This is a genomic window from Paeniglutamicibacter sp. NPDC091659, assembly GCF_044756805.1.
Lineage (GTDB): Bacteria > Actinomycetota > Actinomycetes > Actinomycetales > Micrococcaceae > Paeniglutamicibacter.
In genome coordinates, this window is sequence record NZ_JBIVTO010000002.1 from 419,998 (window position 1) to 446,089 (window position 26,092).

The 26,092-nt window shown below is 63.6% G+C and carries 26 protein-coding genes, 2 tRNA genes and 1 pseudogene; 8 read left to right on the forward strand and 21 right to left on the reverse strand.

From position 1 onward, the window contains the following. Positions 1–114: 114 nt before the first annotated feature. The 4 genes from ACIQLF_RS06865 to ACIQLF_RS06880 form a co-directional block, all read right to left on the reverse strand. Complete coding sequence (locus ACIQLF_RS06865; RefSeq protein ID WP_400295981.1) at positions 115–1,155, reverse strand: L-idonate 5-dehydrogenase; 1,041 nt, start codon at positions 1,153–1,155, stop codon at positions 115–117. Next, positions 1,145–1,918, reverse strand: coding sequence for an SDR family oxidoreductase (locus ACIQLF_RS06870; RefSeq protein ID WP_400295983.1), 774 nt, complete (start codon positions 1,916–1,918; stop codon positions 1,145–1,147). The genes ACIQLF_RS06865 and ACIQLF_RS06870 overlap by 11 nt, the downstream gene beginning before the upstream one ends. A gap of 31 nt (positions 1,919–1,949) precedes the next feature. After that, positions 1,950–3,356: a GntP family permease gene (locus ACIQLF_RS06875; RefSeq protein ID WP_400295985.1), complete on the reverse strand. Its 1,407-nt coding sequence runs from the start codon at positions 3,354–3,356 to the stop codon at positions 1,950–1,952. Positions 3,357–3,417: 61 nt separating this feature from the next. Beyond that, the gene (locus ACIQLF_RS06880) at positions 3,418–3,936 is read right to left on the reverse strand and encodes a gluconokinase (RefSeq protein ID WP_400295988.1); all 519 of its coding nucleotides are present in this window, start codon (positions 3,934–3,936) and stop codon (positions 3,418–3,420) included. A gap of 290 nt (positions 3,937–4,226) precedes the next feature. On the opposite strand from ACIQLF_RS06880, the gene ACIQLF_RS06885 reads away from it, so the two are divergent. Continuing rightward, the gene (locus ACIQLF_RS06885; RefSeq protein ID WP_400295990.1) at positions 4,227–4,412 is read left to right on the forward strand and encodes a CsbD family protein; all 186 of its coding nucleotides are present in this window, start codon (positions 4,227–4,229) and stop codon (positions 4,410–4,412) included. Positions 4,413–4,564: 152 nt separating this feature from the next. On the opposite strand, the gene ACIQLF_RS06890 is transcribed toward ACIQLF_RS06885, so the two are convergent. The 7 genes from ACIQLF_RS06890 to argE all read right to left on the reverse strand — a co-directional run bounded on the left by ACIQLF_RS06890 (position 4,565) and on the right by argE (position 11,205). Further along, a tRNA-Val gene (locus ACIQLF_RS06890) sits at positions 4,565–4,640 on the reverse strand. Positions 4,641–4,901: 261 nt separating this feature from the next. Further along, on the reverse strand, positions 4,902–6,176 hold the full coding sequence (locus ACIQLF_RS06895; protein ID WP_400295993.1) for a sensor histidine kinase: 1,275 nt from the start codon (positions 6,174–6,176) through the stop codon (positions 4,902–4,904). A 35-nt stretch (positions 6,177–6,211) separates the two neighbouring features. Continuing rightward, complete coding sequence (locus ACIQLF_RS06900; RefSeq protein WP_400295996.1) at positions 6,212–6,874, reverse strand: response regulator; 663 nt, start codon at positions 6,872–6,874, stop codon at positions 6,212–6,214. A 150-nt stretch (positions 6,875–7,024) separates the two neighbouring features. Then, positions 7,025–7,999 (reverse strand): BTAD domain-containing putative transcriptional regulator, encoded by a 975-nt coding sequence (locus tag ACIQLF_RS06905; protein ID WP_400295999.1) that lies wholly within the window; start codon positions 7,997–7,999, stop codon positions 7,025–7,027. 739 nt (positions 8,000–8,738) lie between these two features. Continuing rightward, positions 8,739–9,101, reverse strand: coding sequence for a hypothetical protein (locus tag ACIQLF_RS06910; RefSeq protein WP_400296002.1), 363 nt, complete (start codon positions 9,099–9,101; stop codon positions 8,739–8,741). Beyond that, positions 9,098–9,892, reverse strand: coding sequence for an MFS transporter (locus ACIQLF_RS06915; protein ID WP_400296005.1), 795 nt, complete (start codon positions 9,890–9,892; stop codon positions 9,098–9,100). The genes ACIQLF_RS06910 and ACIQLF_RS06915 overlap by 4 nt, the downstream gene beginning before the upstream one ends. 167 nt (positions 9,893–10,059) lie before the next feature. Next, positions 10,060–11,205, reverse strand: coding sequence for an acetylornithine deacetylase (argE, locus tag ACIQLF_RS06920; RefSeq protein ID WP_400296008.1), 1,146 nt, complete (start codon positions 11,203–11,205; stop codon positions 10,060–10,062). 259 nt (positions 11,206–11,464) lie between these two features. On the opposite strand from argE, the gene ACIQLF_RS06925 reads away from it, so the two are divergent. Next, the gene (locus tag ACIQLF_RS06925) at positions 11,465–11,608 is read left to right on the forward strand and encodes a hypothetical protein (RefSeq protein WP_400296011.1); all 144 of its coding nucleotides are present in this window, start codon (positions 11,465–11,467) and stop codon (positions 11,606–11,608) included. A gap of 103 nt (positions 11,609–11,711) precedes the next feature. Here ACIQLF_RS06925 and ACIQLF_RS06930 read toward each other — a convergent pair whose 3' ends face one another. The 6 genes and pseudogenes from ACIQLF_RS06930 to ACIQLF_RS06955 all read right to left on the reverse strand — a co-directional run bounded on the left by ACIQLF_RS06930 (position 11,712) and on the right by ACIQLF_RS06955 (position 14,877). Beyond that, positions 11,712–12,194, reverse strand: a complete 483-nt coding sequence (locus tag ACIQLF_RS06930) for a response regulator transcription factor (protein ID WP_400296014.1) — start codon at positions 12,192–12,194, stop codon at positions 11,712–11,714. Positions 12,195–12,285: 91 nt separating this feature from the next. Continuing rightward, the gene (locus tag ACIQLF_RS06935) at positions 12,286–12,921 is read right to left on the reverse strand and encodes a bacterial transcriptional activator domain-containing protein (RefSeq protein WP_400296405.1); all 636 of its coding nucleotides are present in this window, start codon (positions 12,919–12,921) and stop codon (positions 12,286–12,288) included. Between the two features lie 24 nt (positions 12,922–12,945). Further along, a pseudogene (locus ACIQLF_RS06940) lies at positions 12,946–13,215 on the reverse strand (winged helix-turn-helix domain-containing protein); the annotation flags it as partial. Positions 13,216–13,768: 553 nt separating this feature from the next. Further along, positions 13,769–13,844, reverse strand: a tRNA-Val gene (locus ACIQLF_RS06945). 120 nt (positions 13,845–13,964) lie between these two features. Then, on the reverse strand, positions 13,965–14,456 hold the full coding sequence (locus ACIQLF_RS06950) for a redoxin domain-containing protein (protein WP_400296016.1): 492 nt from the start codon (positions 14,454–14,456) through the stop codon (positions 13,965–13,967). Positions 14,457–14,460: 4 nt separating this feature from the next. Beyond that, a complete protein-coding gene (locus tag ACIQLF_RS06955; RefSeq protein WP_400296019.1) occupies positions 14,461–14,877 on the reverse strand; it encodes a DUF3052 domain-containing protein in 417 nt (138 codons plus the stop codon). 332 nt (positions 14,878–15,209) lie between these two features. On the opposite strand from ACIQLF_RS06955, the gene aceE reads away from it, so the two are divergent. The 6 genes from aceE (at position 15,210) to fabF (ending at position 23,315) form a co-directional block, all read left to right on the forward strand. Further along, entirely contained in the window at positions 15,210–17,957 is a 2,748-nt protein-coding gene (gene aceE, locus ACIQLF_RS06960; protein WP_400296021.1) for a pyruvate dehydrogenase (acetyl-transferring), homodimeric type, read from the forward strand. Between the two features lie 202 nt (positions 17,958–18,159). Then, entirely contained in the window at positions 18,160–19,416 is a 1,257-nt protein-coding gene (locus ACIQLF_RS06965; protein WP_400296024.1) for a PucR family transcriptional regulator, read from the forward strand. Positions 19,417–19,502: 86 nt separating this feature from the next. Beyond that, positions 19,503–20,426 carry an ACP S-malonyltransferase gene (locus ACIQLF_RS06970; RefSeq protein ID WP_400296026.1) on the forward strand — a complete coding sequence of 308 codons (924 nt, stop codon included), beginning with the start codon at positions 19,503–19,505 and terminating at the stop codon, positions 20,424–20,426. Positions 20,427–20,441: 15 nt separating this feature from the next. Then, positions 20,442–21,497 carry a beta-ketoacyl-ACP synthase III gene (locus ACIQLF_RS06975; protein ID WP_400296029.1) on the forward strand — a complete coding sequence of 352 codons (1,056 nt, stop codon included), beginning with the start codon at positions 20,442–20,444 and terminating at the stop codon, positions 21,495–21,497. A gap of 96 nt (positions 21,498–21,593) precedes the next feature. Then, on the forward strand, positions 21,594–21,839 hold the full coding sequence (locus ACIQLF_RS06980) for an acyl carrier protein (protein ID WP_400296032.1): 246 nt from the start codon (positions 21,594–21,596) through the stop codon (positions 21,837–21,839). A 237-nt stretch (positions 21,840–22,076) separates the two neighbouring features. After that, the gene (gene fabF / locus ACIQLF_RS06985; protein WP_400296035.1) at positions 22,077–23,315 is read left to right on the forward strand and encodes a beta-ketoacyl-ACP synthase II; all 1,239 of its coding nucleotides are present in this window, start codon (positions 22,077–22,079) and stop codon (positions 23,313–23,315) included. A gap of 251 nt (positions 23,316–23,566) precedes the next feature. Here fabF and ACIQLF_RS06990 read toward each other — a convergent pair whose 3' ends face one another. From ACIQLF_RS06990 to ACIQLF_RS07005, 4 genes are all read right to left on the reverse strand, one after another. Further along, entirely contained in the window at positions 23,567–23,992 is a 426-nt protein-coding gene (locus ACIQLF_RS06990; protein ID WP_400296407.1) for a dihydrofolate reductase family protein, read from the reverse strand. Beyond that, positions 23,896–24,204 (reverse strand): hypothetical protein, encoded by a 309-nt coding sequence (locus tag ACIQLF_RS06995; RefSeq protein WP_400296038.1) that lies wholly within the window; start codon positions 24,202–24,204, stop codon positions 23,896–23,898. The genes ACIQLF_RS06990 and ACIQLF_RS06995 overlap by 97 nt, the downstream gene beginning before the upstream one ends. 211 nt (positions 24,205–24,415) lie before the next feature. Next, positions 24,416–24,919 (reverse strand): DUF3145 domain-containing protein, encoded by a 504-nt coding sequence (locus ACIQLF_RS07000; RefSeq protein ID WP_209996617.1) that lies wholly within the window; start codon positions 24,917–24,919, stop codon positions 24,416–24,418. Positions 24,920–25,050: 131 nt separating this feature from the next. Beyond that, a complete protein-coding gene (locus tag ACIQLF_RS07005) occupies positions 25,051–26,034 on the reverse strand; it encodes a tyrosine recombinase XerC (protein ID WP_400296042.1) in 984 nt (327 codons plus the stop codon). Positions 26,035–26,092 lie beyond the last annotated feature (58 nt).

Here is a 26,092-nt window from a genome sequence, read left to right on the forward strand (position 1 = left end):
GGTTTAACAACGAAGCACCCGCCCGGTTCTCTAACGGGAGACCGGGAGGGTGCTTCGCCATTGCGTTGCAACAGTTTTAGGTGTTGCGAGTGTGGCCGGGTGCGAACCCTGCCGTCAGAACTTCAGCAGGACCTTTCCGGATTCCGCCGAGTTCCTCGCCGTCTCGAATGCCCCCAAGGCATCGTTGACGTCGAATTCGTGAGTGACGATGGCCGCGGTGTCCAGCGTGCCGTCGGCCAAGGCTTCAAGAACCTCGTCAATCTCGTCATTGAACCGGAAGGAGCCAACCAGTTCAAGCTCGCGCGTAATCGCCAGGGAAATCAAGGCAGGCTGCTCGCCCGAGGGAAGCAGGCCAACCATGACAATCCGGCCGCCTCGAACGCTACCACGCACGGCGGATGCGAGTCCACGCGGGTTGCCGCTGGCCTCGATGACCACGTCGGCCTCGACTGCGGCGATGGCCTGCTCATCCGTGGCCTTCAAGGTTGCCGTCGCCCCTGCGGCCGTCGCGATTTCCAGCGGCTTGTCGAACATGTCGACGGCGATGATCTCGGCTGCTCCCGCGCGCTTGAGGACCGCAACGGCCAGGGCCCCGATGGGGCCGGCGCCGATCACCATCACGCGCTTGCCGGCCACGACGCCCGCACGCGAGACTGCGTGCCAGGCGACCGCGGCGGGTTCGGCCAGCGCCGCATCACGCAGGGAAAGGCCTTCGGGCAGCGTCCGCAGCATGCGCGAGGGAAGGTTCACGATGGTTGCGAACGCGCCCTCGGTGTGCGGGTATCGCGCGGCCGAGCCCAGGTAGGTGCAGCCCGGGGACAGGTTCGGCCGTTCCTCCGGATAGCGTGCACCGGTTCCTCCCGGGGTCGCCGGGTGCACGGCAACGCGGGTGCCGGCCACCGGGCCGGTGCCGTCGGCCGCGGCGTCGATCACGGTGCCGACGATCTCGTGGCCCAGGACCATCGGCGCCTTGAGGATCGACTCCCCCGCGGCCCCGTGGCTCCAGTAGTGTAGGTCGGATCCGCAGATGCCGCCGTAGGCGATGGCGATCCGGGCCTCGTTGGCCGCCGGCGCCGGGATCTCGATGGCCTCGACGCGCAGGTCGCCCGCGGCGTGGGCGACGACGGCCGTGGCGGTGCTGGTGTTAGACGACAACTGTCATTCCTCCGTCGATGAAGATGGTCTGTCCGTTGACGTAGTTCGAGCCGTCCGAGGCCAGCCAGACGGCCGGTCCGGCGAGGTCCGCGACGGTGCCCCAGCGCCCGGCCGGGGTGCGTCCCAGGATCCAGGAGTTGAAGTCCGGGTCGTCGACGAGCTTCTGCGTCATTTCCGTGTGGATGTAGCCGGGGGCGATGCCGTTGATCTGTAGGCCCGAGGCCGCCCATTCGGCGGTCATCGCGCGGGTCAGGTTGCGCAGGCCGCCCTTGGCCGCGGTGTACGCGGAGATGGTCGGGCGGGCCAGGTCCGTCTGCACGGAGCAGATGTTGATGATCTTGCCCTCGCCGCGGGCGAGCATGCCCCGGGCCGCCTCGCGGCCCACCAGGAACGCGCTGGTCAGGTTGGTGTCCAGCACGCGCTGCCAGTCGGCGACGTCGAGGTCCAGCAACGGCACGCGGTGCTGGATCCCGGCGTTGTTGACCAGGATGCGCAGCGGGCCCACCTCGGCCTCGATCCTGGCGATGTTCAGTGCCACCGCCTCGGCGTCGGTGACGTCGAAGGCGCTGGAGAAGATCCGCCCCGCACCGTAGCGCGCGGTGAACTCCGCTGCGGTCTCGGCGAGGCGGGCCTCGTCGCGGCCGTGCAGCACCACCGTGGCGCCGGCGTAGGCCAATGCCGCGGCCAGTTCGCGGCCGATGCCGCGAGAGGATCCGGTGACCAGCGCGATGCGGCCGGTCAGGTCAAAGAGGTTGCTACCCATGGACTTTCTCCTGTGCTCTCGGTTGGTTTGGCTAGGCTACGGCGCCGGCAACGGCGAAGATGCCCAGGGCGATGATGAAGCCGCAGATGCCGACCAGGGCCTGGCCCACGGTCCACACCTTCAGCGTGGTCTTCACGTCCATGCCGAAGAAGCGCGAGACCAGCCAGAAACCGGAGTCGTTGACGTGGCCGGCGAACACCGAGCCCGCTGCCAGTGCCAGCACGATGGCCACGACCTCGATCGAGTTGAAGTCGGCGTTGCCGACGACCACAGGCTGGACGATCGCTGCGGCCGTGGTCAGGGCGACGGTTGCCGAACCCTGTGCCACGCGGACCACGGCGGCGATGATGAAGCCGGCCACGATGATCGGCAGGCCGACGGCTTCCAGCGAGCTGGCGACGGCGTCGCCGATGCCGCTGGCGCGCAGCACGGCACCGAACATGCCGCCGGCGCCGGTGATCAGGATGATTGAGCAGACCGGGCCGAGCGCGGAATCGGTGACGGCCTCGATGAGCGTCTTGTCCTTGTTCTGCTTGTAGCCCAGCAGGTACATGGCCAGCAGCACGGTGATCAGCAGCGCGATCGGGGTTTCGCCCAGCAGACGCAGGATCTGCACCCAGGTTTCGTTCTTGTCGACGATGCCGGCGGTGGCCAGCGCGTTCAGGCCGGTGTTCATGAAGATCAGGATCAGCGGCAGCAGCAGCAGGGTCACCACGGTGCGCAGTGACGGCGTGGAGGCGAAGTCGTGCTGTTCCTGTTCGCTGCCGTCCAGGATGTCCGGGATGGCGATGTTGTACTTGCGTCCCACGTACTTGCCGAAGAGGTGGCCGACGAAGTACCAGGTCGGGAGCGCCACGACGAGGCCGAGCAGCAGCACCAGTCCGACGTTGGCCTCAAGCAGGCCGGAGGCGGCAACCGGACCCGGGTGCGGCGGCACGAAGATGTGCATGACGGAGAAGGCCGTGGCGGCCGGGAAGGCGTAGCCGAGGAAGGAGCCGCCCAGGCGGCGTGCCACGGTGAAGATGATCGGCAGCATGACCACAAGGCCGGCGTCGAAGAAGATCGGGAAGCCGAAGAGCAGCGAAGCGACGGACAACGCCAAGGGTGCACGCTTCTCGCCGAACTTGCTGATCAGCGCGTTGGTGAGGATCTCTGCGCCGCCACTGGTTTCAAGCATGCGGCCCAGCATCGCACCAAGGCCGACCAGCAGCGCGACGGAGGCCAATGTGCCGCCGAAGCCGCCGGTCAGCGTGGGCACGATCGAGCCGACCGGGATGCCGGTGGCGACGGCGGTCAGCAGCGAAATGACGACCAATGCCACGAAGGCATGGATCCGCCACTTGATGATCAGCAGCAGGAGCAGCAGGATTGCGCCTGCTGCGATTGCCAGGAGCGCGGGGGCACCCAGCGTCCAGTTCATGACTAACTCGTCGGTCATCGTTGTCCTCATGAGATGTGATGTGGTGGGGGTCGGGCGGGAATGCCCTCAAACTTGTGGGTTAAACGGAGCCCAGGTGAAGCGCCACTGCGGCGACTATTTCGTCCGGCGTGAGTGAGACATCCACTTCCACTGCCGCCTCGTCGGATGCAATCGCCTCAAGGGTGTTGAGCTGCGAGGCCAGGAGCGTCGGGGGCATGTATTCGTGGCTGCGCTCGTCAAGACGGTTCTGGATCAATTCAGGAGATCCACTCAAGTGCACGAAAACGGTGCCTGGTTCGCGGGAACGAAGGAGATCCCGGTAACTGCGCTTGAGTGCCGAGCAGGCAATGATGGCAGGAATTCCGGCCGCGACGCTGGTGGCCAGGGCCTCACCGATCGTCTCGAGCCAGGGGCGACGATCGTCGTCGTTGAGAGGCTGGCCTGCAGCCATTTTGTCCTTGTTGGACTTTGGGTGCAGGTCGTCGCCATCGATGAAGGCCAAGCCGAGCTGGGAGGCAAGCTTCTGTCCGACAGTCGACTTTCCGCAACCGGAAACACCCATAACGATCATGGGTGGGTAGGCAGGGTTGGTCATCATCACTCCATCGTGGCTCTCAAATTAATATCTGACATAAATCACATAGTTTCGTGATAAATCAGATTTATACAGCCTAGAACTCCATCCGTGAGGTGTCAACCACACTTTTCCGCGCCGCTTTTCGACAATTTTCGGCATCCCGGAATCCGCGTCAACGCGGGGATCCAAACGCCCTCCAGCGCTGGCCTCAGGCAATACACATCTCGGATTCAGCGGATCCGCCCAGCCAACGCCATGGTTGGCCTCATAGCGTGGGAAATCCAGGCAAGATCAACGAAGGGAGAGCCCGCATGGGACTCGCAGACAAGATCAGCAACAAGGCACAGGAATTCGCCGGACAGGCCAAGGAGAAGTTGGGCGACGCGACCGACAACGAAAAGCTCCGGGCGGAAGGGCTCAAGGATCAGGCCGAGGCCAAGGTCAAGCAAGCCGGCGAACACGTAAAAGATGCGGCCAAGGACATCACCGGCCAATAGTGCCAAGGGCTAGTGGCACGGTTCCGGCCTCGGGGTCGTTGCTTGGGCCGAGTCGTACCCACCTCCGCGTCGTAGTCGCACATTGGCACCGGGGTGCAAAACGAAAAAGCTCCGTTGTCCAGATTTTCATCTGGACAACGGAGCTTTTTCAGTGGTGGGCCCTACCGGGATCGAACCGATGACATTCACGGTGTAAACGTGACGCTCTACCAGCTGAGCTAAAGGCCCTGAAACAACTTTTTCTTCGAATACTTTCGAATCACTTCGTTGCGACAAGTAGATAATTTAGTACACACAACACTGACTTGGCAAATCGGCATGCATCGAACTGCCCAAGGCCCCTTTGAAACGCCGTCCAGCATGCCGAAATACACAGACTTTGCAGGACCTTTCCACCAGACGCTTGCTACCCCTGGATTTGGGACGCCCCCCGCCATAAACGGGAACGGCAATCTTGGCATGTTGAGGTTCAAACCGACAACCGTAATGCTACTGACGGCCGCCGGTGGTGACAGAGAGGCTGGTTCCACCGCCCAGGGTGCTGACGATTTCCAGCCGGGCACCAACCAATTCTGCGGCATCCGACATCATGCGCAGCCCGAAATGCGATTCTTCGTTGCCATTGAGCACATCGAACCCGCTGCCGTCATCCGTGATGCGCAGGGTCCGGAACTCACCCTCGGGTTTCAGGCTCAGCTGCACGTTCTTTGCCTCGGCGTGTTTCATGATGTTCACCAAGGCTTCGCGCCCGACCCGGTAGAGCATTGTCGCCTGGCCGTCCTCCAATGCGACCGGTTCGTCAATGTCGACCCGCATACGGATCCCCTTGCTTCGTGTGCGTTCAACCAGCACGGACAGTGCCGCCGGCAGTTCTGCCGCATTCACCGGCGTGGAATATAGTTCGCTGGTTACATCACGCAGCTTGCGAATACTCCCCTGCAATATCTCACTGGGCGAATCGGCTCCACCGGCGGGCGGTGTGGGATCCAAAACGTAGGCCAACCCGGCCAGGTCCTGGATGATGTCGTCGTGCAAATCCCGGGCGAGCCTGGCCCGTTCCTGCTCACCCGCTTCGATGGCCTGCTGCAGCAGTGCGCGACGAGCCCGTTGATATCGTTGCACCCGTTTTGCCAGCGCTATGCCGGGAATGAGCTGCGCAGCCTGCAGCACGCCCAATGCCACCAAAAACACCGGGATCATGCCAAGGAGCATATGCTTTTCTGGCAAACGCACTACATCGGCGTGAAAGTACATTTCGAAGATCAGGGGGGTATCCGTGCCGACACCTGACGCTACGTAGACCTCGACCAGGTCCTCGCCGCCCGCTTCGTAGATATTCTCGCCCTCTTCCTGTGGCCCCAGGCTGACCACACCCGGTCCCCCGGCGAGCAATTCCTCGGCCCACGGCTCAAGCGGGAAAGTTTTTCCAATGAGCTCGGCCAGATCCGAGTAAAGGATCGTTCCGTCGGCATTCCAGACCTTGGTGCGCAGGATCATTTCATCGGACGTCCACGGGGACATCCGGGCATCGACCTGGTCCACCACGGATTTATCCCCTGCAGACAGTTCAGCACCGAGGACGGGCCCGATTGCGTAGTCCGCCAATCGTTGCGTGAGCTCAAGGACTTCTTCCTTCGCCAGTTCCTGGGCAACGCTTCGCACCCATAAGGTAGCGGGAATGGATACTGCCAGGAGAACCACCAAACCAGTGAGCAGGAACCTGACGATTGCCGAGCGTACGGCCGAGCCCTCCTCGCGCAGCATGATACTGGAGGGCCTGGTGCGTCGTCGCAAGCCAATCATTTGATGCCTTCACCCACGAGCCCCAACCTGGTGGCCGTGGCAACGGCCTCAAGTTGGGAATGGGCATTGAGTTTACTCAAAATCGACTTCACATACCCGCGACATGTGTGGGCACTGATTGCCAATGTCCGGGCATTGGCCACCACGTCAAAGCCCTGGCTCATCAACTGCAACACTTCCAGCTCCCGCGCAGTCATGCCGGGGTTCACGGAAGGCTCCGGTTGGCGGGGCTTCAACATCTCGGACATGAGTGCCGGACCGACTATGAAGCCGCCCTGCCGTGCCGTGCGCAAGACTTCCAAAACTACGGACAGCGCCCCGTCCTTCGGCAGGAAACCGCACACCCCAAGGGAAGCCGCCCGTTGCATCGCTTGGGAAGTCGGGTCGCCGGTAAGCATCACGATACGAACCGACGGCATCACCTTAAGGATCCGTTCAGATCCCTGAAGCCCGTCTCCGTCCGGCAGCCGGTAGTCGATCACCACCAAATCCGGCTCAAGTTCGCGGCAAAGAGCAACCCCCGCCTCAACCGTGTTGGCCGTACCTACACATTGCAGGTCCGTCTCTCGATTCAGTGCTCCCGACAGCAAATCAGCAAATGTGGCGTGATCGTCAATCACGACAATTCTAGATACTGCAATTCCTTTGTCCCCAGACATGGAATTCATGATTCCCCCCGGCACTTTCCCAAGAAACGATCCCAAACATCGGGTACCAGATTCGGCCTAAAGGCCAGTATTGCGATGACTTTACGCATTGGCAAGGCGGAAACGCCCTGCCCTGTCATGGTTTGGTCTAATTCGTGGCGATTAGACAGCGGCAGCCGTCATCATGCGCTCAACATAACCACGCACGATGGTGCCCGCTTCGCACAAAGTGATTTTCCCGTCGCTGGGGGCGCCTAACTGATCCGCCGGCAACCCGGCCACACCGCCATTGGCACACTCAAGTGCCAGCAAAGCCCTGATCACTAGGGCAAAGTCATCGTTCGACGACGAAGTTTCCTGCAACATTCGACGTTGCGCCTGCTGCAGCAGCTCCCCGGGTTGGCACCCCAACTCGCTGTCCATGACCCGGCGGCATTGATCGAAGGCCTGCAGCCCCCGCAGCGGTTGTCTGCTTCGCTCCATTCCAAGGATCAGCACCGACCAAGCGGGTTCGTTGAGCGGGTCAACGTCCACCACTTGCTGGGCCAGGCTTATAGCCTCGCTTAGCTGCCCCAGTCCCAGTGCCGTTTCGGCGGCCAGCACCCTGGCAGCCATGACCCTGGCAGCATGCAGGGTGCGTTCGGCTTCTGCCCATTCCGGCAGGAGCTCGTGGCCCAGCAGCGGCTCACCGGACAAGGCCAGCGCCTGCCGCAACAAAGCCGCGGCCTGCTGCCCCGTGGCTTGTTCAGCGCGGGTCAACAGCGAGTCGAAGTGGGCCAAATCCAGATCAATGAGCTCCGCATCGAGAAGGTACCCTCCTGTGGCGGTCTTCAGCACTCCGCGCTTGCCCTCGCCCGGCTGCAGACATCGCCGCAACACCGAAACATATGATTCAAGGGTTGCCACAGCGGTCGAAGGCGCCGAATCCATCCACAGCATGTCGATGAGTGTTCCTTTTGAAACCGCCGAGCCCAGGTGAAGCAAGAGAATCTCAAGAATTTGCCGCGATTTCGGCCCACCAAGTTGCTGGGCGCTAAGCACTTCTGCTCCACGACGGATTTGCAATGTTCCAAGCACCTTGGCGCTTACACGCCCACCGGCACAGTCCCCTACCGCGATTACATCAGTGGCATTCACTTTGTTGCTCCCCAAGTGCTTATCCCCAATTTACTGACAAACCCCATACTTCAGTCTTCGGGCAGCCGGCATAAGCCGCTATCGAGGGGGGCCGCGGCCCCCCGAAAAAAGGGGTGTCAACCACGAAGAGATCACAATTTGAATGATGTGTTACGTGGTTTGCCGGACGTCTCGCCTGTCGCCGTCGACAAGGATCACCAGCAATCCCGGGAAAGCCTCGAACGATGAAATGCATCGAGGGCCCGGCTTGGGGGAAGCGGGACCCTCGATGGCACCGCAGAATTTGTGCGGTACAGGCTCGAGGACCCGATTTGGACAACCGGTGCGCCGAGCAAGCGGTTCACCTCGAAGCCTGATGGACGTCTGCATCGGCCTTTGACCGTGGCTAAACCGTATGAATATCATCTACCCCAAAGGTTGTGAAAAGCTTCGGATTTCCGCAGGTTCCGTCGGAAGCTGCGGGCTCCACCCGACGGAACCTGCGAAATCGAAGCGATGCCATTCGGGGTGTGATCCTGATGGTCTGCCAGCCGGGCCAAAGGTCCAAAAAGCAGCAGCCCGACCGGATTCCATCCGATCGGGCTGCCTTGGGTTCACGTGCGCTGGGGCAAGCGCACAGTCGAATTTGTCTTAGCCGCTGTGGTCGTCCTCATGGCACGACCAGGAAGGGGTCGCCCAACCGGTAGTTGACGGGGCGGTGCGTCTCCGAGATCCACCCACCAGCCCCGCCCCGCTGCCGCTATCGCTGGTTGTATCGCGTGCGCACGAAGTACAAGCCGACGAGCGAAATCACGGCGATCGCCATGTAGTAGAAGCTTGGCGCATTCAGCGATCCCGTGACGCTCCGCAACCAAGTCAGCACCAGCGGCGCGATGCCGCCGAGCAAGGTGACCCCGAAGTTGTAGGTCACGGCCAGACCCGTGCCACGAATCGACGCCGGGAACAGCGACGAGAGCAGCGCCGGGAGCGGACCGAAGTAGAACGCCATAAGCACACCCAACAGGGCAATGACGATGATCAGCGTCGGAATCGTCGGGTTGGTGACCATGAGCTGGAGCAGCGGCCAGGCCAGCAGGAGCGCGGCGATGGCCGCGTAGGTCATGACCTTGGCGGGCACACACGGTCTGCCAGGTGGCCCACGAACTGAACACCAATCAGCGTGATAAGGCCAGCAACAACACCGCCGAGGAATGCCGCGGCGGCCGGAATATGCAGGTTCTTCACCGCAAACGTCGGCATGTACAGAATCATGTAGACGGAGATGATGGCCACGCCAATGACTGCGGAACCTGCAAGCAGGCGGCCGTAGTGGTTGACCAGCGGCACCTTCAACGGCGCGTGCTCCTTCTCACCGTTGATGAATTCCTCGGTTTCATCGAGCTTGGCGCGGATGTAGAGGCCAACCGGACCGATCAGCAAGCCGACGAAGAACGGCACCCGCCAGCCCCAGCTGTACAGCGCCTCTTCCGAAAGCCATTGGGTCAACGCGAAGCCGAAGGGGGAGGCCAGCAGCATCGAGGCGCCCTGGGCGGCAACCTGCCAGGATGAATAGAACGCCTTCCGGTGCGGTGCCGTCTCGATCAGGAACGCCGTGGCGGTGCCGAACTCGCCGCCTGCGGAGAAACCCTGGACCAGGCGGGAGGTCAGGATGATCACCGCTCCCCACACGCCAACCTGGGCGTAGGTCTGCGCCAGGGCCATAATCAGGGTGCCGAGTACCATCAGCATGAGGGTCAGCGTCAGTGCGTTCTTCCGCCCCTTGCGGTCCGCGTAGCTGCCGAGCACCATGCCGCCGAGCGGGCGGATCAGGTACGAAATCGCGAAGGTCGCGAAGGTGAGGATCAGCGCGAACGTGCCATCGGATTCGGGATAGAAGTTCTTGGCGATGACCACGGCGAAGGTCGCTTAGACAATGATGTCGAACCATTCCAGGGCGGCGCCGATAGAGCTGCTGATCACCGCCTTCTTGGCAGAGGCCAGCTGCTGCGGGGTGACGGTCATTGCGTCAGCCATGTTGTTCCCCTTGGGTGTATCAGGTGCGGGTAATGTATCGCTGGAGCTCAGGAGCCCACCTTGGCCAGGAGGTTCTCGATGAACGCCTCGCATGCTGCGATCTGCTCCAGTTCGATGAACTCGTCCGGGGCATGGGCCTGGGCGATGTCGCCGGGGCCGCAAACAACGGTGGGGATTCCTGCGTTGAAGAACATGCCGGCCTCGGTGCCGTAGGTTGCCTTGTCGGGGCTGGGGATGCCACCCAGCTCGGCGGCCAGTGCGACGACCCCGGCGTCCTCTGGCGTGTCCAGGCCCGGGGTCTGGGCCAGCACGGCGAAATCGACGCGGACGTCCTTGTTCTGCTCGCGCATGGACTCCTCGATGCGCAGCGCCTCAGCGCGGAAGCGCTCAATGACCTCGGTCGGGTCGTCGGCGGCGATCGAACGGAACTCGAAGTGCAGGGTGCATTCCGCAGGGATGGTGTTGACCGCGATGCCGCCGTCGATCTTGTTCACCGTGGTGGTGGTGTAGGGAACGATGAAGGCCTCATCGAACGGGCCGTCCTGCCGGAAGCCCTGCGCCATCGAGTCGACGACGCGGGTGAATTCCGCCGCGGCCGAAATCGCGTTGACACCCTGGGTGGTCAGCGAAGAGTGGGCCGCCACGCCGTGGAATTCCACGCGGATCACGTTGACGGACTTGTGGCCGCGGACCACGCGCATGCTGGTCGGCTCCCCCACGATGCATCCGCGCGGGGCCAGGCCGGCTGCCGTGATGGCTGCGACGAGGTCGACGGCCCCGAGGCAGCCGACTTCCTCGTCGTAGGAGAAGGCCAGGTGGATAGGCTCGTTCAGTTTCGCCGCGGCGATCGCCTCCAGCTTGGCCATGATGACCGCGATGAAAGACTTCATGTCGCTGGTGCCGCGGGCGTAGAGCTTGCCGTCGCGGATCTCCGGGGTGAACGGGTCGCTGCTCCAGACCTGCCCGTCGACCGGGACCACGTCGGTGTGTCCCGAAAGCACGATGCCGCCGGTGCGGGTGCCGTCCGCGGCCGGGATGGTCGCCAGGAGGTTGGCTTTGTTGCCTTCGTTGTTGCGCACCAGGGTCGAGTCGATGCCCAGGGCCTCAAGCCGCTCCACTACGTAGTCGATCAGGGGAAGGTTGCTGTCCCGGCTGGTGGTGTCAAAGCCGATCAACTTGGTGATTTCAGCCATTGTCGCTTCTGTGGGCGCTGGTGACATTTTTGCTCCTCAAGGTATTCCGGCAAATCGACTGCCAATGTTGTCATATCTCAAAATACGGATTCAATGCATCTCACTATATGGACACCCAAACCGTGATCGAGCTTACACACTTCCAGTGAACCACCGGCCACCGGCCACCGGCCAGCGTTAGGGACGCAATGGGAGCCGTCGCTTCCGTGACGGGAGGATTGGCACGCATCCATGACATCATTCCCATGGAGTCAGACACGTGGATTCCCCCGATGCCCTGCAACCGCCAATCGCCGACGGCGGTCACCGGGTCCGGGGCCTGGTGGAGCTCGCAGCCATCGAGCAGCGCCGCGCGCAAATCCGCGCGGCTGACTATTCAGTGGAGGAAGTGGCTGGATTCTAGGCCGATCGCCCGCGGGTCAGCCACGAGCTGGGCGGGTTCCGAAACGGACTTCGCGTTGCCGGCGACATCGCGTCCGTCGGACGCACTCCGAAACGCACCAAATTCACGCATGCCCGGCATTGGGCCCCGGGGATCCTTGTCCTGGCCGGGCGTGCGGGCGGGAGCGCAGTTCGGGAGCCACCACGAACCCTCCGCTGCGCATCGTCCGCAGCACCTCCAACAGGCTGCCCAGCGCACCGTCCTTGGGCATGAAGCCGCAGACTCCGATGGAAGCCGCACGTTGGATGGCATGCCTCGTGGGATCGCCGGTGAGCATTGCGATGCGGATACGCGGGTCGTGTGCAAGGAGTCGCTCCGCCGCATGCAATCCGCTGCCATCGGGCAACCGGTAGTCCAACACCACCATGTCCGGCACGGTCCCGGCACAAAGCTCGACGCCGTCGTTCACGGAATGTGCAGTGCCCACGCACTTCAGGTCCTGCTGGCGGTCCAAAGCTGCCGACAGGAGGCCGGCAAAGGTCCGATGGTCGTCGATCACCACGAACCTCGAGATCGGTGCGTCTTGCTTCCCCGGCTCAGCATCCATGGGTTCCACCGGCGCTTCCGCCACAGCCGCCTCGGGCGTTCAAGATGGGTCTCACCCGTTGCAAGAGCATGGAGGATTCCGTCTTTCCCGTTCAGACCACGACCTGGACCAAGGCGCGTTGCACGTACCCCGCGACGATCGTCCCGGCTTCTTGAACGCTGAATTCCTGCTGGGCGGCCGAGGGCACCTCCCAGGTAAGCGCCATGCGATTCTTGCCCGTAAGCGATCCTTGGATAGCCAGAAGAGCGCGGATTGCTTGACCGAAATCGTCGTTTTCCGCCGAGGTGTCGAACAACATGCGTGCCTGCGCGCTCTGCAGAACTGGCCCCGGCCGGCAGCCCATTTCCTGGTCCAGGATCCGGCGGCAACGTTCAAATGCCTGCAGGCCCTGCACCGGGTTTCCGCCTTGTTCCATGCCCAAGATCAAGCACGTCCACGCGGGTTCGTTCAGCGCATCGGCGTCCAGGACTCGTTGCGCCAAACGGACTGCATCGGACGACAGCCCCAGCTCCAAAGCCGCCTCCGCCGCCTGAACCCTGGCGGCGGCCACCCGAGCCGCGTGCACGCACCGTTCGGTTTCCGCCCATTCGGGCAGCAATTCATTGCCCAGCAGCGGTTCATTTGCCATTTCCAGCGCCTCCTGCAAAAAGGCGTATGCCTGCTGGGCCCCGGAATGCTCAGCCCGGCCAAGCAGCGCGTCAAAGCGTGCAAGGTCAAGGTCGATCATTTCTTGTTCCAACAGGTAGCCCCCTGTCGTGGTCTTCAACACCCCGCTCTTGCCTTCGCCTGGCTGCAGGCAGCGGCGAAGCACCGAAACATACGACTCAAGCGTCGATACGGCTGCCGCCGGAGCCGCGCCATCCCACAACAGGTCGACTAGCATGCTCTTCGAGACGGGAGTCCCCAGGTGCATGAGCAGGATTTCCAGGATCTGCCGAGACTTTGGCCCTCCCAGTTGCTGGGCGTTCAACACCTCATTGCCGCGGCAGATACGAAGAGCGCCCAGGATTTTGACATCCATCCGAGGCCCCGCTGCAGATCCGTCCCCGAATTCCCCATTGATGATCTTCACGTCGAAACTCCCCAATCGAGTGACTCCCCAAATATGACATGACCCATGTTTCCCGGAGTTTGTTCGCCCCAAAAGCCCAATACAGGGGTGACGGCACCCCTCAATTTAGGGGATTTCCGGAATCGGCCCAAGCGACAGTCGGGAACGTCAACGAGGGTCCTGACCTGGGGGGAAGCCAAGACCCTCGCCTGTGCCGCAAAAATTGGTGCGGCCTCGGCCCGAAACTGACGGATGGGGAACCCGGAGCTCGAGCCTGTCGACTTTTCCTGTGGCCCCCCGGATAGGCCATCGCAGGCCTGGTGCCGGCTCGGGGGTCCTTGGTTCAGCCGTGGAATGATCTTCCCGGCCCAACCTTATGAAAAGCCTTGAACCGTTCTCTCGACGGTTCATTCCCGCCTGGCAACCGGGTCTTGCAACTCGCCGCCGACGGTCGGGCCGCATCACGGAACGCAAAAACCCGCAGTTCCCGTTGGTGCAACCGTGGGGAACTGCGGGTCTAATTTGGTGGGCCCTACCGGGATCGAACCGATGACATTCACGGTGTAAACGTGACGCTCTACCAGCTGAGCTAAAGGCCCTCCTCGACACTACTGGTTCGAACGGAATTACTTCCGTTCGAAGTGTTCGTGACAAGTATCTAACTTAGCGGATGACCCACCCCAGTTGTCGAATCGACGCAATGTGATCTTCGACAACCACTAGGTGAGTAGGTCAATCGCCTCTCTGTAGCGCACGATGGCGCGCGCCTGATGGATGGGTGAACTAAAGGAATCAACCACGTGTGTTCCACGGATGAGGAACGTGTGACGCGTTGCCGCGCCTGACTCGAAATCGAAGGCCCCGAAGCGTGTTGCAACGGCGCCGTGCGGCCAAAAATCGGCCAACAGGTCAAACCCAAAACGGGATTGGTCTGCGTAGGTTCGCAAAGCGAACTTGTGATCCACGGATACGCCCAGGATGCGAACACCCCGGGCGGTGAATTCATTTCGTACTTTTTCGAGCTCTTCAAGCTCAGACCCACAAACCGCGGAAAACGCGAACGGGTAAAAGACTAAAAAGTAGGCTTGCTCCCCCAAAGCACGGGACTCGATGAGTTCCCCGTGTTGATTGGGCAAGGCGAAGCCCGGGGCCGTCTCACCGGCCCCCGGCGCCGGGTGGTCATTCCCGGAAACCGATTGTGATGTTTCCAACGCCCTAGTTTTTGCGGCGCGCAACAAGTCGGGTTGCCGACCAGTCCTCGGAAACACCCTCGGTATTTGTCACATGAAGTCCCGCGGTTGGCGCATCCTCTTGGATTGATGCAGGTGTCACATAGCCGTCGCGCCCCGACTTTGGGGTCAACAGCCACACAACACCCTTCTCATCCAGGCTGACCAGCGAATCGACAAGGGCATCAACAAGATCCCCGTCGTCGGCACGCCACCAGTAGACGATTCCGTCTACTACCTCGTGATCTTCTTCAGTAAGTAGCTCGGAGCCCACCGTTTCCTCTAGGGAATCGCGGAGGTCAAAGTCCACATCGTCGTCGTATCCGAGTTCCTGAATCAGGTCCCCATCTTTGAAGCCCATTTTCTGTGCGGCTTCGTGCTTTGCCGGTGCGGCGTCGCTCACGTCACTCCTCCTGCTGGTGTTCAAGCGTCTGGTACAACCAAACACCCTTTTTGCGCTCCCATCAAGCGCAGAGCCTCCAACACGCCGAAATAGTGACGACTTCGACCCACTTTCACCGTCCGAGACCCCCTCTGAGCACCATTAACGAATTTCTCGGATGCAACGCAGGTACAGGTTGAGCACCGTCGAGCACTAGAGTGTTATCGAAGGTCCGCGACCAACCACCCTTGGGGAACGGGCCACAAACTTTGGCGTTTGCAACGCCACTGTGTGTTGAATACGAAACTTTCATTCAACACACAGCCCCCGCTGTACCCCATAACGAGGAGAAGATGGACGTGGCTGTAGAGGAACATATCTCTCACATCCGTAGCGGCTTGACTAGCCAGTTGCCGGATCGGGATCCGGAGGAGACCGCCGAATGGCTTGAGTCCTTCGACGATCTGGTTGAGACGCAGGGCACCGAACGCGCCCAGTACATTGTTCGTTCGCTGCTGCAGCGCGCCGGCGCAAAGTCCGTGGGCGTTCCCATGGTCACCACCACGGACTACGTGAACACGATTCCCGTGGACCAGGAACCAGAGTTCCCGGGCGACGAGCAAGTCGAACGCCGCTACCGCGCCTACATGCGCTGGAACGCCGCCGTCATGGTCCACCGCGGCCAGCGCCCCGGCGTCGGGGTCGGCGGACACATCTCCACCTACGCCGGCGCCGCCACCCTGTACGAGGTGGGCTTCAACCACTTCTTCCGCGGCAAGAACCACCCCGGAGGCGGCGACCAGGTCTTCTTCCAGGGCCATGCCTCGCCGGGCATGTACGCCCGCGCCTTCATGGAGGGCCGCCTCTCCGAGGAGGACATGGACGGCTTCCGCCAGGAAAAGTCCCGCCAGGGCCACGCCCTGCCCTCCTACCCGCACCCGCGCTCCCTGCCGGACTTCTGGGAGTTCCCGACCGTGTCCATGGGCATCGGCCCGATGAACGCGATCTACCAGGCGCAGTCCAACCGCTACCTGCAGAACCGCGGCATCAAGGACACCTCCGACCAGCACGTCTGGGCCTTCCTGGGCGACGGCGAAATGGACGAGCCCGAATCCCGCGGCCTGCTGCAGCTGGCGGCCAACGAAAAGCTCGACAACCTCACCTTCGTGGTCAACTGCAACCTGCAGCGCCTCGACGGCCCGGTGCGCGGCAACGGCAAGATCATGCAGGAGCTTGAGGCGTTCTTCCGCGGCGCGGGCTGGAACGTCATCAAGGTCGTCTGGGGCCGCGAGTGGGACGCCCTGCTCGAGAAGGACGCCGGCAACGCCCTGGTTGACATCATGAACCAGACCCCGGACGGGGACTACCAGACCTACAAGGCCGAGAACGGCGCGTTCGTGCGCGAGCACTTCTTCGGCAAGTCCCCGGAAACCAAGGAAATGGTCGCCGACCTCACCGACGAGGACATCTGGAACCTCAAGCGCGGCGGCCACGACTACCACAAGGTCTACGCCGCCTACAAGGCCGCCACCGAGTTCAAGGGCAAGCCGACGGTCATCCTGACCAAGACGGTCAAGGGCTACGGCCTGGGCCCGCACTTCGAGGCGCGCAACGCGACGCACCAGATGAAGAAAATGACCCTGGAGGACCTCAAGGGCTTCCGCGACCACCTGCGCATCCCGATCACCGACGAGCAGCTGGAGGCCGACCCGTACCTGCCGCCGTACTACCGCCCGGCGGATGACTCGGCGGAGTTCAAGTACATGATGGAACGCCGCGCCGCCCTCGGCGGCGCCGTGCCGTCGCGCCGCACGAAGTCCAAGGAGATCCACCTCCCGGAGGACAAGGCCTACGACACCGCCTCGCGTGGGTCGGGCAAGCAGCAGGCCGCCACCACCATGGCGTTCGTGCGCCTGCTCAAGGACCTGATGCGCGACAAGGACTTCGGCAAGCGCGTGGTCCCGATCGTGCCCGACGAGTCGCGCACCTTCGGCATGGATGCCTTCTTCCCGACCGCGAAGATCTACAACCCGGCCGGGCAGAACTACCTGTCCGTGGACCGCGAACTGGTCCTGGCGTACAAGGAATCCCCGGCCGGGCAGCTGATCCACCCGGGCATCAACGAGGCCGGCGCCGTCGCGGCGTTCACCGCCGCGGGCACCTCCTACGCCACCCACGACGAGCCGCTGATCCCGATCTACGTGTTCTACTCGATGTTCGGCTTCCAGCGCACCGGCGATGCCTTCTGGGCGGCCGCCGACCAGATGACCCGCGGGTTCATCATGGGCGCCACCGCCGGGCGCACCACGCTGACCGGCGAGGGCCTGCAGCACGCGGACGGCCACTCCCCGATCCTCGCGGCCACCAACCCCGCGGTGCTCACCTACGACCCGGCCTACGGGTACGAGATCGGCCACATCATGCGTGATGGCTTGGAGCGCATGTATGGCGGCAAGCACGAGGACCCGAACGTGATGTACTACATCACGCTCTACAACGAGCCGTACCAGCAGCCGAAGGAACCCGAGGACCTGGACGTCGAGGGTGTCAAGCGCGGCATCTACCTGGCCTCCCCGGCCAAGATCGACGGCCCGCGCGCCCAGCTTCTCGCCTCCGGCGTGGCTGTGCCGTGGACCATCGCGGCCCAGCGCATGCTCGCCGAGGACTGGGGCGTATCGGCCGACGTCTGGTCGGTGACCTCGTGGAACGAGCTGCGCCGCGACGGCCTGGAGTGCGAGGAAGCTTCCTTCCTCGATCCGGCCGCCGAGCCTCGCATTCCGTTCGTCGCCCAGCAGCTTGCCGGCGCCACCGGCCCGGTTGTTGCGGTGACCGACTACATGAAGGCCGTGCCGGACCAGATCCGCCAGTTCGTGCCGAACGAGTTCGCGACCCTGGGCGCCGACGGGTTCGGCTTCTCCGACACCCGCGCCGCCGCGCGCCGCTTCTTCAAGATCGACGCACACTCGGTGGTTGTTCGCACGCTGCAGATGCTGGCCAAGCGCGGGGAGGTCGACGCCTCGGCGCCGGCCGCCGCATTCGCCAAGTACCAGCTGAACGACGTCAACGCCGGCACCAGCGGAAACGCCGGTGGCGAAGCCTAAGGCATAGCACCACGGCAGACGGTGGCGCCGGATCCCCACGGGGAACCGGCGCCACCGTCTTTTTCGTGCCCGTCACCTTGCCACTGCGGTCTTGTGCCCGAAATTCCGACCTCACCCTTTTGCCGGCACGTGGAGCACCGCGGTCTTTGTGTGAACACTACAAAATAGTGCCAGCGGCCATGTGGTGCGTATGCTCGTATTCATGAGTGACGAGCAAGCGGCGAATCTGGGCCAGCGGATCAGGCCGTTCCGCCAAGCCAAGGCCAGCCCCGAAACCCTCAAACGGCTCAAACAGCACCTGGGGGTGCTATCCACGGTTGCGCTCAAGCACCTCGACCAGTCGCTGCCCTGGTACCGCGGGCTGCGCCCCGAGGAACGCGCCGCACTCGGGCTCGTCGCCCAAAAGGGCATCGCCTCGTTCGTCTCCTGGTACGAGCGCCCCACCACCTCCCCGCAGTGGGTCATCAACGACGTGTTCGGCGCCGCGCCGACAGAGCTGACCCGCTCCATCAGCCTGCAAAAGGCGTTGCAGCTGATCCGCACCATCGTCGAGGTCGTCGAATCCCAGGTGCCGGACATCGCCCCGGAGGCCGAACACACCCAGCTTCGCGAGGCGGTCCTGCGCTACTCGCGCGAGGTGGCATTCGCCGCAGCCGACGTCTACGCCCGCGCCGCGGAAACCCGCGGCGCCTGGGACTCGAGGCTGGAGGCCCTGGTCGTCGACGCGGTCATGCGAGGCGAAAGCCAGGACTCTCTGCGTTCCCGCATTGCCGCGGTGGGGTGGAAGTCCAACGAGAACATCATGATCATGATCGGCGCCACGCCGGCCTCCTCGCAGGTGGGTTTTGTCAGCGAACTGCGCCGGGCCGCGGCCCGCTATTCGCGGGATTCGCTGGTAGGCGTGCACGGCGAACGGGCGATCCTGATGCTTGGCGGCGTGGGCGCCGACCGTACCGGGCTGGACCGGCTGGCCTCCTTTTTCGGCGAGGGCCACGTGGTCTACAGCCCGCTGGCGCCCACCCTGAAGGAAGCCCCCTCCTGCGCCCAGGCCGCCTTCGCGGCGATCGCCGCGGCCAAGGCCTGGCCGCTGGCCCCGCGCCCCGTGGCCGCCGACGACCTGTGGCCCGAACGCGTGATGAACAACGACACCGAGGCGCGCCACGCACTGGTCACGGGCATCTACGACCCGCTGCTGAAGGCAGGGAACGGCCTGGTCGAGACGCTCTCCAGCTATCTTTCGCTGGGGCATTCGCTCGAGGGCACGGCCCGCGAGCTGTTCGTTCACGCGAACACCGTGCGCTACCGGCTCAAGCGCGTGTGCGACGTGACGGGCTGGGATCCGCTGGTTCCGCGCGAGGCGTTCGTGCTGCAGACCGCGCTGGTGGTCGGCCGGCTGGATGCCGAAACGATCGAACACCCGCCCGAAACGCGGCAATCCATGCCGCGGACCGCCCACTGAATCCTGTAGGATTCCTACAAAAGCACGCCGCCAAGTCGGTGTGCGAAAACAGCCGCAGTGAATGACTTCTTTGGAAAGCTGGAGTAGTGCTAGCAATCGTGTGCCCAGGACAGGGCTCTCAGACCCCCGGATTCCTTTCCCCATGGCTGGAAGTCGCGGGTGTCTCCGAACATCTCGCGGGACTTTCCGCCATCACCGGTCGTGACCTCACGGCCCACGGAACGGTATCCGACGAGGAAACCATCAAGGACACCGCCGTCGCGCAGCCGCTGATCGTGGCCGCCGGGCTCATTGCGGCCCGCGCGCTCTTCGGCGAGGCCCTCCCGGCCAACACCGTGCTTGCCGGCCACTCCGTCGGCGAGATCACCGCAACGGCCCTTGCCGGCGCGCTGAGCGAAAACGATGCGATGGTCTTCGTGCGCGAACGCGCCAACGCCATGGCGCTTGCCGCCGCGGCTACTCCCACCGGCATGGCAGCTGTCCTCGGCGGCGACGCCGAGGAAGTCAACGCAGCCATCGTCGCGGCGGGACTCACCCCGGCCAACGCCAACGGCGGCGGCCAGATCGTGGCCGCAGGCACGATCGAGCAGATCGAGGCCTTCGCGGCCAATCCGCCGGCCAAGGCCCGAGTCATCCCGCTGAAGGTCGCCGGCGCGTTCCACACGCACCACATGGCCCCGGCCGTTGCCGTCCTCGAAGAGCTTTCCGCATCGCTCACCGCCAACAACCCGTCCACCACGCTGCTGTCCAACTACGACGGCAACGCCGTGGCCGGCGGCCAGGACAACTTGGCCTCCCTGGTCGCCCAGGTGTCCCGCCCGGTCCGCTGGGACCTGTGCATGGAGCAGCTTGCAGCCCTCGGCGTCACCGGCATCCTGGAACTGCCGCCGGCCGGAACCCTCGTGGGGTTGGCCCGCCGCGGCCTCAAGGGCGTTCCCACCCTCGCGCTGAAGTCCCCCGAAGACCTCGAGGCCGCACGCGCCTTCGTCGCCGAACACACCCAAGCCTAAGGAAGAGCACCAAACATGACCGCAGTGATGAACCAGACGCCCACGCGCGAGTTCAGCCGGATCCACGGCGTAGGCTCCTTCCGCCCGGATGTCATCGTTACCAACGAAGACGTCTGCCAGTGGATCGACTCCTCCGACGAGTGGATCCAGCAGCGCACCGGCATCGTGACGCGCGCCCGCGCCGACGAAAACACCTCGCTGCTGGACATGGCGGAAGGCGCGGCCCGCGCCGCGCTCGCCTCCGCGGGCATCGAGGCGAGCCAGCTGGGCGCCGTCATCGTCTCCACGGTGACCTTCCCGCACGCCACCCCGTCGGCGGCCGCCGCACTGGCCGACCGCATCGGAGCCACCCCGGCCCCGGCCTTCGACATCTCCGCAGCCTGCGCCGGCTACTGCTACGGCGTGGCCCAGGGCGACGCCCTGGTCCGCTCGGGCATGGCCGAGTACGTGCTGGTCGTCGGCGCCGAAAAGCTTTCGGACTACATCGACAACCACGAGCGCACCATCTCCTTCCTGCTGGGCGACGGCGCCGGCGCCGTCATCATCGGCCCCTCGGACACCACGGGCATCTCCCCGTCGGTGTGGGGCTCGGACGGATCGAAGTGGTCGGCCATAGGCATGACCCACTCGCAGCTTGACCTGCGCGACGCGGTGCTCGCCGCCGAGTCCTCCCCGGAGGGCACCGCCCTGGTGGCAAGCACCGAGGCCCAGCTGTGGCCGACGCTGCGCCAGGACGGCCAGACGGTCTTCCGCTGGGCGGTCTGGGAAATGGCGAAGATGGCCAAGCTGGCCCTCGAAAGGGCCGGAATCACTTCCGCCGACCTTGCCGCATTCATCCCCCACCAGGCGAACATGCGCATCATCGACGAGATGGTCAAGCAGCTGAAGCTTCCCGAGTCGGTGGTTGTCGCCCGCGACATCGCCGAGGCCGGCAACACCTCCGCGGCATCGATCCCGATGGCCATGGACCGCATGCTCAAGGATAACCCGGAGCTCTCCGGCGGACTGGCGCTGCAGATCGGGTTTGGCGCCGGGCTTGTCTTTGGCGCACAGGTCGTTGTCCTGCCCTAGGCTTAACACTCAGGGATACAACCCATAATCCGGACCGCACCAAGCGGTTTGAACAGTCGTCGGGCATTGCCCGGCAAAAACAGAAAAGGAGCCATCATGGCTAGCAACGAAGAGATTCTGGCCGGCTTGGCCGAGATCGTCAACGAAGAGACCGGCCTGGCCACCGAGGCAGTCGAAATGGACAAGTCCTTCACCGAGGACCTGGATATCGACTCCATCTCGATGATGACCATCGTGGTCAACGCCGAAGAGAAGTTCGACGTGAAGATCCCGGACGAAGAGGTCAAGAACCTGAAGACCGTTGCGGATGCAGTGACCTTCATCGCGGGCGCACAGGCCTAAGTGGCCTTCCGATCCTTCCCTCGGGCCCGTTCCGCTTGGCGGAGCGGGCCCGGGGGCAGGACCGGGCTTGGGCACCCGTTGTGCCCCCTCAACTTGCTTACCGGTTTCGCAACCGATTCCCAGACTTTTTCGATCCAATCCGGATCCCTGCGCACCAACCCCGCGCCGGGCCCCGATGCTTGGATCGCGCACTAGCCTCGCTAGTCGTTTCGACCCCAACCAGTAGAGAGTTTCCTCATGGCTCGCAAAGTTGTAATCACCGGCCTCGGCGCCACCACCCCCATCGGCGGCGATGTCCCAACCCTGTGGGCCAACGCACTCAAGGGTGTCTCGGGCGCCCACACCCTGACCGATGAGTGGGTTGAAAAATACAACCTGCCGGTGAAGTTCGCCGCCAAGGCCTCCACCCCGGCCTCCGAGGTGCTGTCCCGCGTCGAGATGAAGCGCATGGACCCGTCCACCCAGTTCGCCGTGGTTGCTGCGCGCGAGGCCTGGAAGGACTCCGGCATCGAGGAAGTCGACCACGATCGCCTGGCCGTGGCCTTCGCCACCGGCATCGGCGGCGTATGGACCCTGCTTGACGCCTGGGACACGCTGAAGGAAAAGGGCCCGCGCCGCGTGCTGCCCATGACCGTTCCGATGCTCATGCCAAACGGCCCGGCCGCAGCCGTCTCCCTGGACCTCGGCGCACGCGCCGGCGCCCACACCCCGGTTTCTGCTTGCGCCTCGGGCACCGAGGCCATGCACATCGGCCTTGAACTGATCCGTTCGGGCAAGGCCGACGTTGTGGTTTGCGGTGGCGCCGAGGCAGCCATCCACCCGATGCCGATGGCCTCGTTCGCCGCCATGCAGGCGTTGTCCAAGCGCAACGACGACCCGGAGCACGCATCGCGTCCGTACGACATCGACCGCGACGGCTTTGTCATGGGCGAAGGCGCAGGTGCCTTGGTCCTCGAGGCCGAGGAGCACGCCGTTGCCCGCGGCGCCAGGATCTACGCCGAGCTTGCCGGCACCTCGGTGACCGCCGACGCGTACCACATCACCGCTCCGGATCCGGAGGGCCTCGGTGCCACCCGCGCGCTGAAGGCGGCAATGTTCGACGGCCGCATCCAGCCGGAGGACGTCGTGCACGTCAACGCACACGCAACCTCCACCCCGGTTGGCGACAAGCCCGAGTACACCGCGCTGCGCGCCGCACTGGGCAGCCACCTGGACAACGTCTGCGTGTCGGCCACCAAGTCCCAGATGGGCCACCTGCTCGGCGCCTCCGGCGCCGTCGAGTCGGTCCTCTCGGTCTTGGCCGTCTACCACCGCAAGGCGCCAGTCACCATCAACCTGGAAAACCAGGATCCGGAAATCCCGCTGGATGTCGTCGTCGGCACCCCGCGCGAACTGCCGGAGGGATCCATCGTGGTCCTGAACAACTCGTTCGGTTTCGGCGGACACAACGCCGTCGTCGCAATCCGCAGCGTCTAGCAGATTCGTTGGCCCCACGGGCCACGTGAAGTCGGGGTCGTGCTCCACCGCGTTGGTGGAACACGACCCCGATCCCGTTTAACTCGATCACGGTCTGGGGCCATGCAGCCGTGTGGCCTTCGGCCGGCGGGTCAATGCATTCAACCGTCGGCAGTCCATCGCGGGCGGTCAGGAGGACCTGCCTCGCACCGCCACAGGAGATTTGTCCGCAGCACCACCGCAATGTGGCTCGACGCGATGGCGGACAAGCCCTAGTCGTCCCGCTTCGCTTTGGACATGTCCCACACGCGGGGCGTTCCGTCGGCCAGCGCGTATCGCTGCATGACGGCGCCTTTTGGCGTGGCAACCATCGGCTCGATGAGTTTGAGATTCGTCGGAACCACCGCGCCTGCGAACACCTTCTTACCGCTGCCGAGGAGGATCGGGTACACCCAGAGCGTGAGCCGGTCGAAGAGCCGCCCGGCCAACAGGGTCTGCACGAAATCAAGGTTGCCGATGACATGGACGTTCGCGTGGCGGTCGCGCAGGTCGCGGACGGCGCCGGCCGTATCCGGACCAAGCAACGTGAAGTTGGCCCAAGCTAGGGTACGCGGTTGCCGAGAGGCGACGTACTTCGGAAGGTGGTTGAAAAGCCTCGAAATGTTTCCGTCCGCGCCCTCCTCCTGTTGCTGGGGCAGTACGCGGCGAAGATATCGTAGGTCCGGCTCCCGAGCAGCAGTGCGCCCATTCCGGCCATCCCGGAGTTGACCTGCTCATCGACGACCTCATCCCAGAGCGGCGCCTGCCAGCCGCCAAACCTGAACCCGCTCTCGGGGTCCTCATCCGGCCCGCCGGGCGCCTGCGCAACGCCATCGAGCGTCGCAAAGGGGTCGATGCGGATGAGTCCCATGCAGTGCTCCTTCCTGGTCGCCCGCCGTCGCCCCGGCGACGGGAACGCCACGAGGCTGCCACACGGCTTCCGGCAATGCAACCGGAATCGGGCGCCGCACACGAGCACCCCGCGCCGATGCAAAATCCCCGGCCTCGGTTCCACCTGAAAGAGTTGTCTCTTCGTGGATCCGAAACCGGGGATGGAAGGCAGTGCTTGATGGAAGGCGTCGTTAGATCACTTGGTGGAGCCAGCGAACCGGCGCACCCTCTGCCGCATAACGGAAGGGCTCAAGTTCCTCGTCCCAGGCCTCACCCAAGGCGATGGACAGTTCCTGGTAAACGACGGCAGGATCGCCTGCGCCCTTTTCGTAGGCCCAACGGATGCGTTCCTCGCTGACCATGATGTTGCCGGCGGCGTCCGTTGTGGCATGGAAGATTCCCAGCTCCGGGGTGTGGGACCAACGGCTGGAATCGACACCGGGACTGGCTTCCTCGGTGACTTCGTAGCGCAGGTGTGCCCAACCGCGCAGCGCGGAGGCCAGTAGCGCACCGGTGCCCGGCTTGCCGGTCCAGTTAACCTCGGCACGTGACATACCCGGAGCGGCATTTTGCTCACTCCAGTGCAAATCGGTGCGCTGTTCGACCACTGAACCGATCGCCCATTCAATATGCGGGCACAACGCTGAAGGGGCTGAGTGTACGAAAAGTACGCCCCTGGTCATTGCTTCAGACATGCCTTCCTCCGATTTGCTGTTGGAACGTCTTCCCCAACGCCAACAACCCAGTTCGAAGGACAGTAAATCCTATTAAGTATTCTGCATGATTATACGTCTTTCGGCCAGTGACTTTGGCACATGACTTCAAGTTATGCGCGCGGATGGGCCCTCTGGTAGCTCTCCTTGAGCCGTTCGACCGAAACGTGCGTGTAGAGCTGCGTGGTGGCCAGCGAGGAGTGTCCCAGGATTTCCTGAACGGCCCTCAGGTCAGCACCGCGATCGAGCAAATGGGTTGCCGCACTGTGGCGCAAGGCGTGGGGTCCGCGGGCGGCGGTGTCCCCGAGGTCGGCGAGCGCTTTTGAGACGACTTCGCGGGCTTGGCGGGCATCGAGGCGTTTGCCTCGTTTGCCGAGGAGCAGTGCGGGGCCTGAGTGTTCGTTGCGGAGTGTGGGTCGTGAGCGGCGGAGCCAGTTGTCCAGTGCGTTGAGTGCGGGTTGACCGAACGGGACTGTGCGTTCCTTGTCTCCCTTGCCGATGACGCGTAGGGTGCGTCGGTCGAGGTCGAGGCTGTCTATGTCCAGGGATACGAGTTCGCCGACGCGGATTGCTGTGGCGTAGAGCAGTTCGAGGATGAGTGTGTTGCGGTCGGCGAGCGCGCGTTCTTCTGCGGTGGGTTCTTTTGTGTCCGTGTTTCCTTGGTTTGTTGGTCGTGGCGGGGCGTCGAACATGCGTTGGATTTGGTTGCTTTGCAGGACGTGCGGGAGTCGTTGTTCGCGTTTGGGCGATTGGAGGCGGCTTGCGGGATTTGTGTCGATGAGGTTTTCGCGGAGCGCCCAGGCCAGGAAGCTGCGTATCGATGCGGAGCGGCGGGAGAGGGTGGCTCTGGCGAGGCCTGATTCCTGCAGGGTCATGAGCCAGGTGCGCAGCAGTGGGAGGTCTATGCCTTCCAGGGTTTGGGCGCCGCGTGGGATTGCGTAGGTGAGGAGGTTGGTGATGTCGGAGCTGTAGGCGCGTAGTGTGTGTTCGCTGCGTGAGCGTTCGAGGCGCATGTGCCGGAGGAAGCCATCGTGGGCGCTTTGGAGTGCGGCGGGGATGGTGATGGGTTCGGATTTTTGTTCGGGTCTTTGTGGCACGTCTCTACTGTCTCCCAGTGACGGCGTACGGGCAACGGTGCCACGCCGGAGGGTGCTG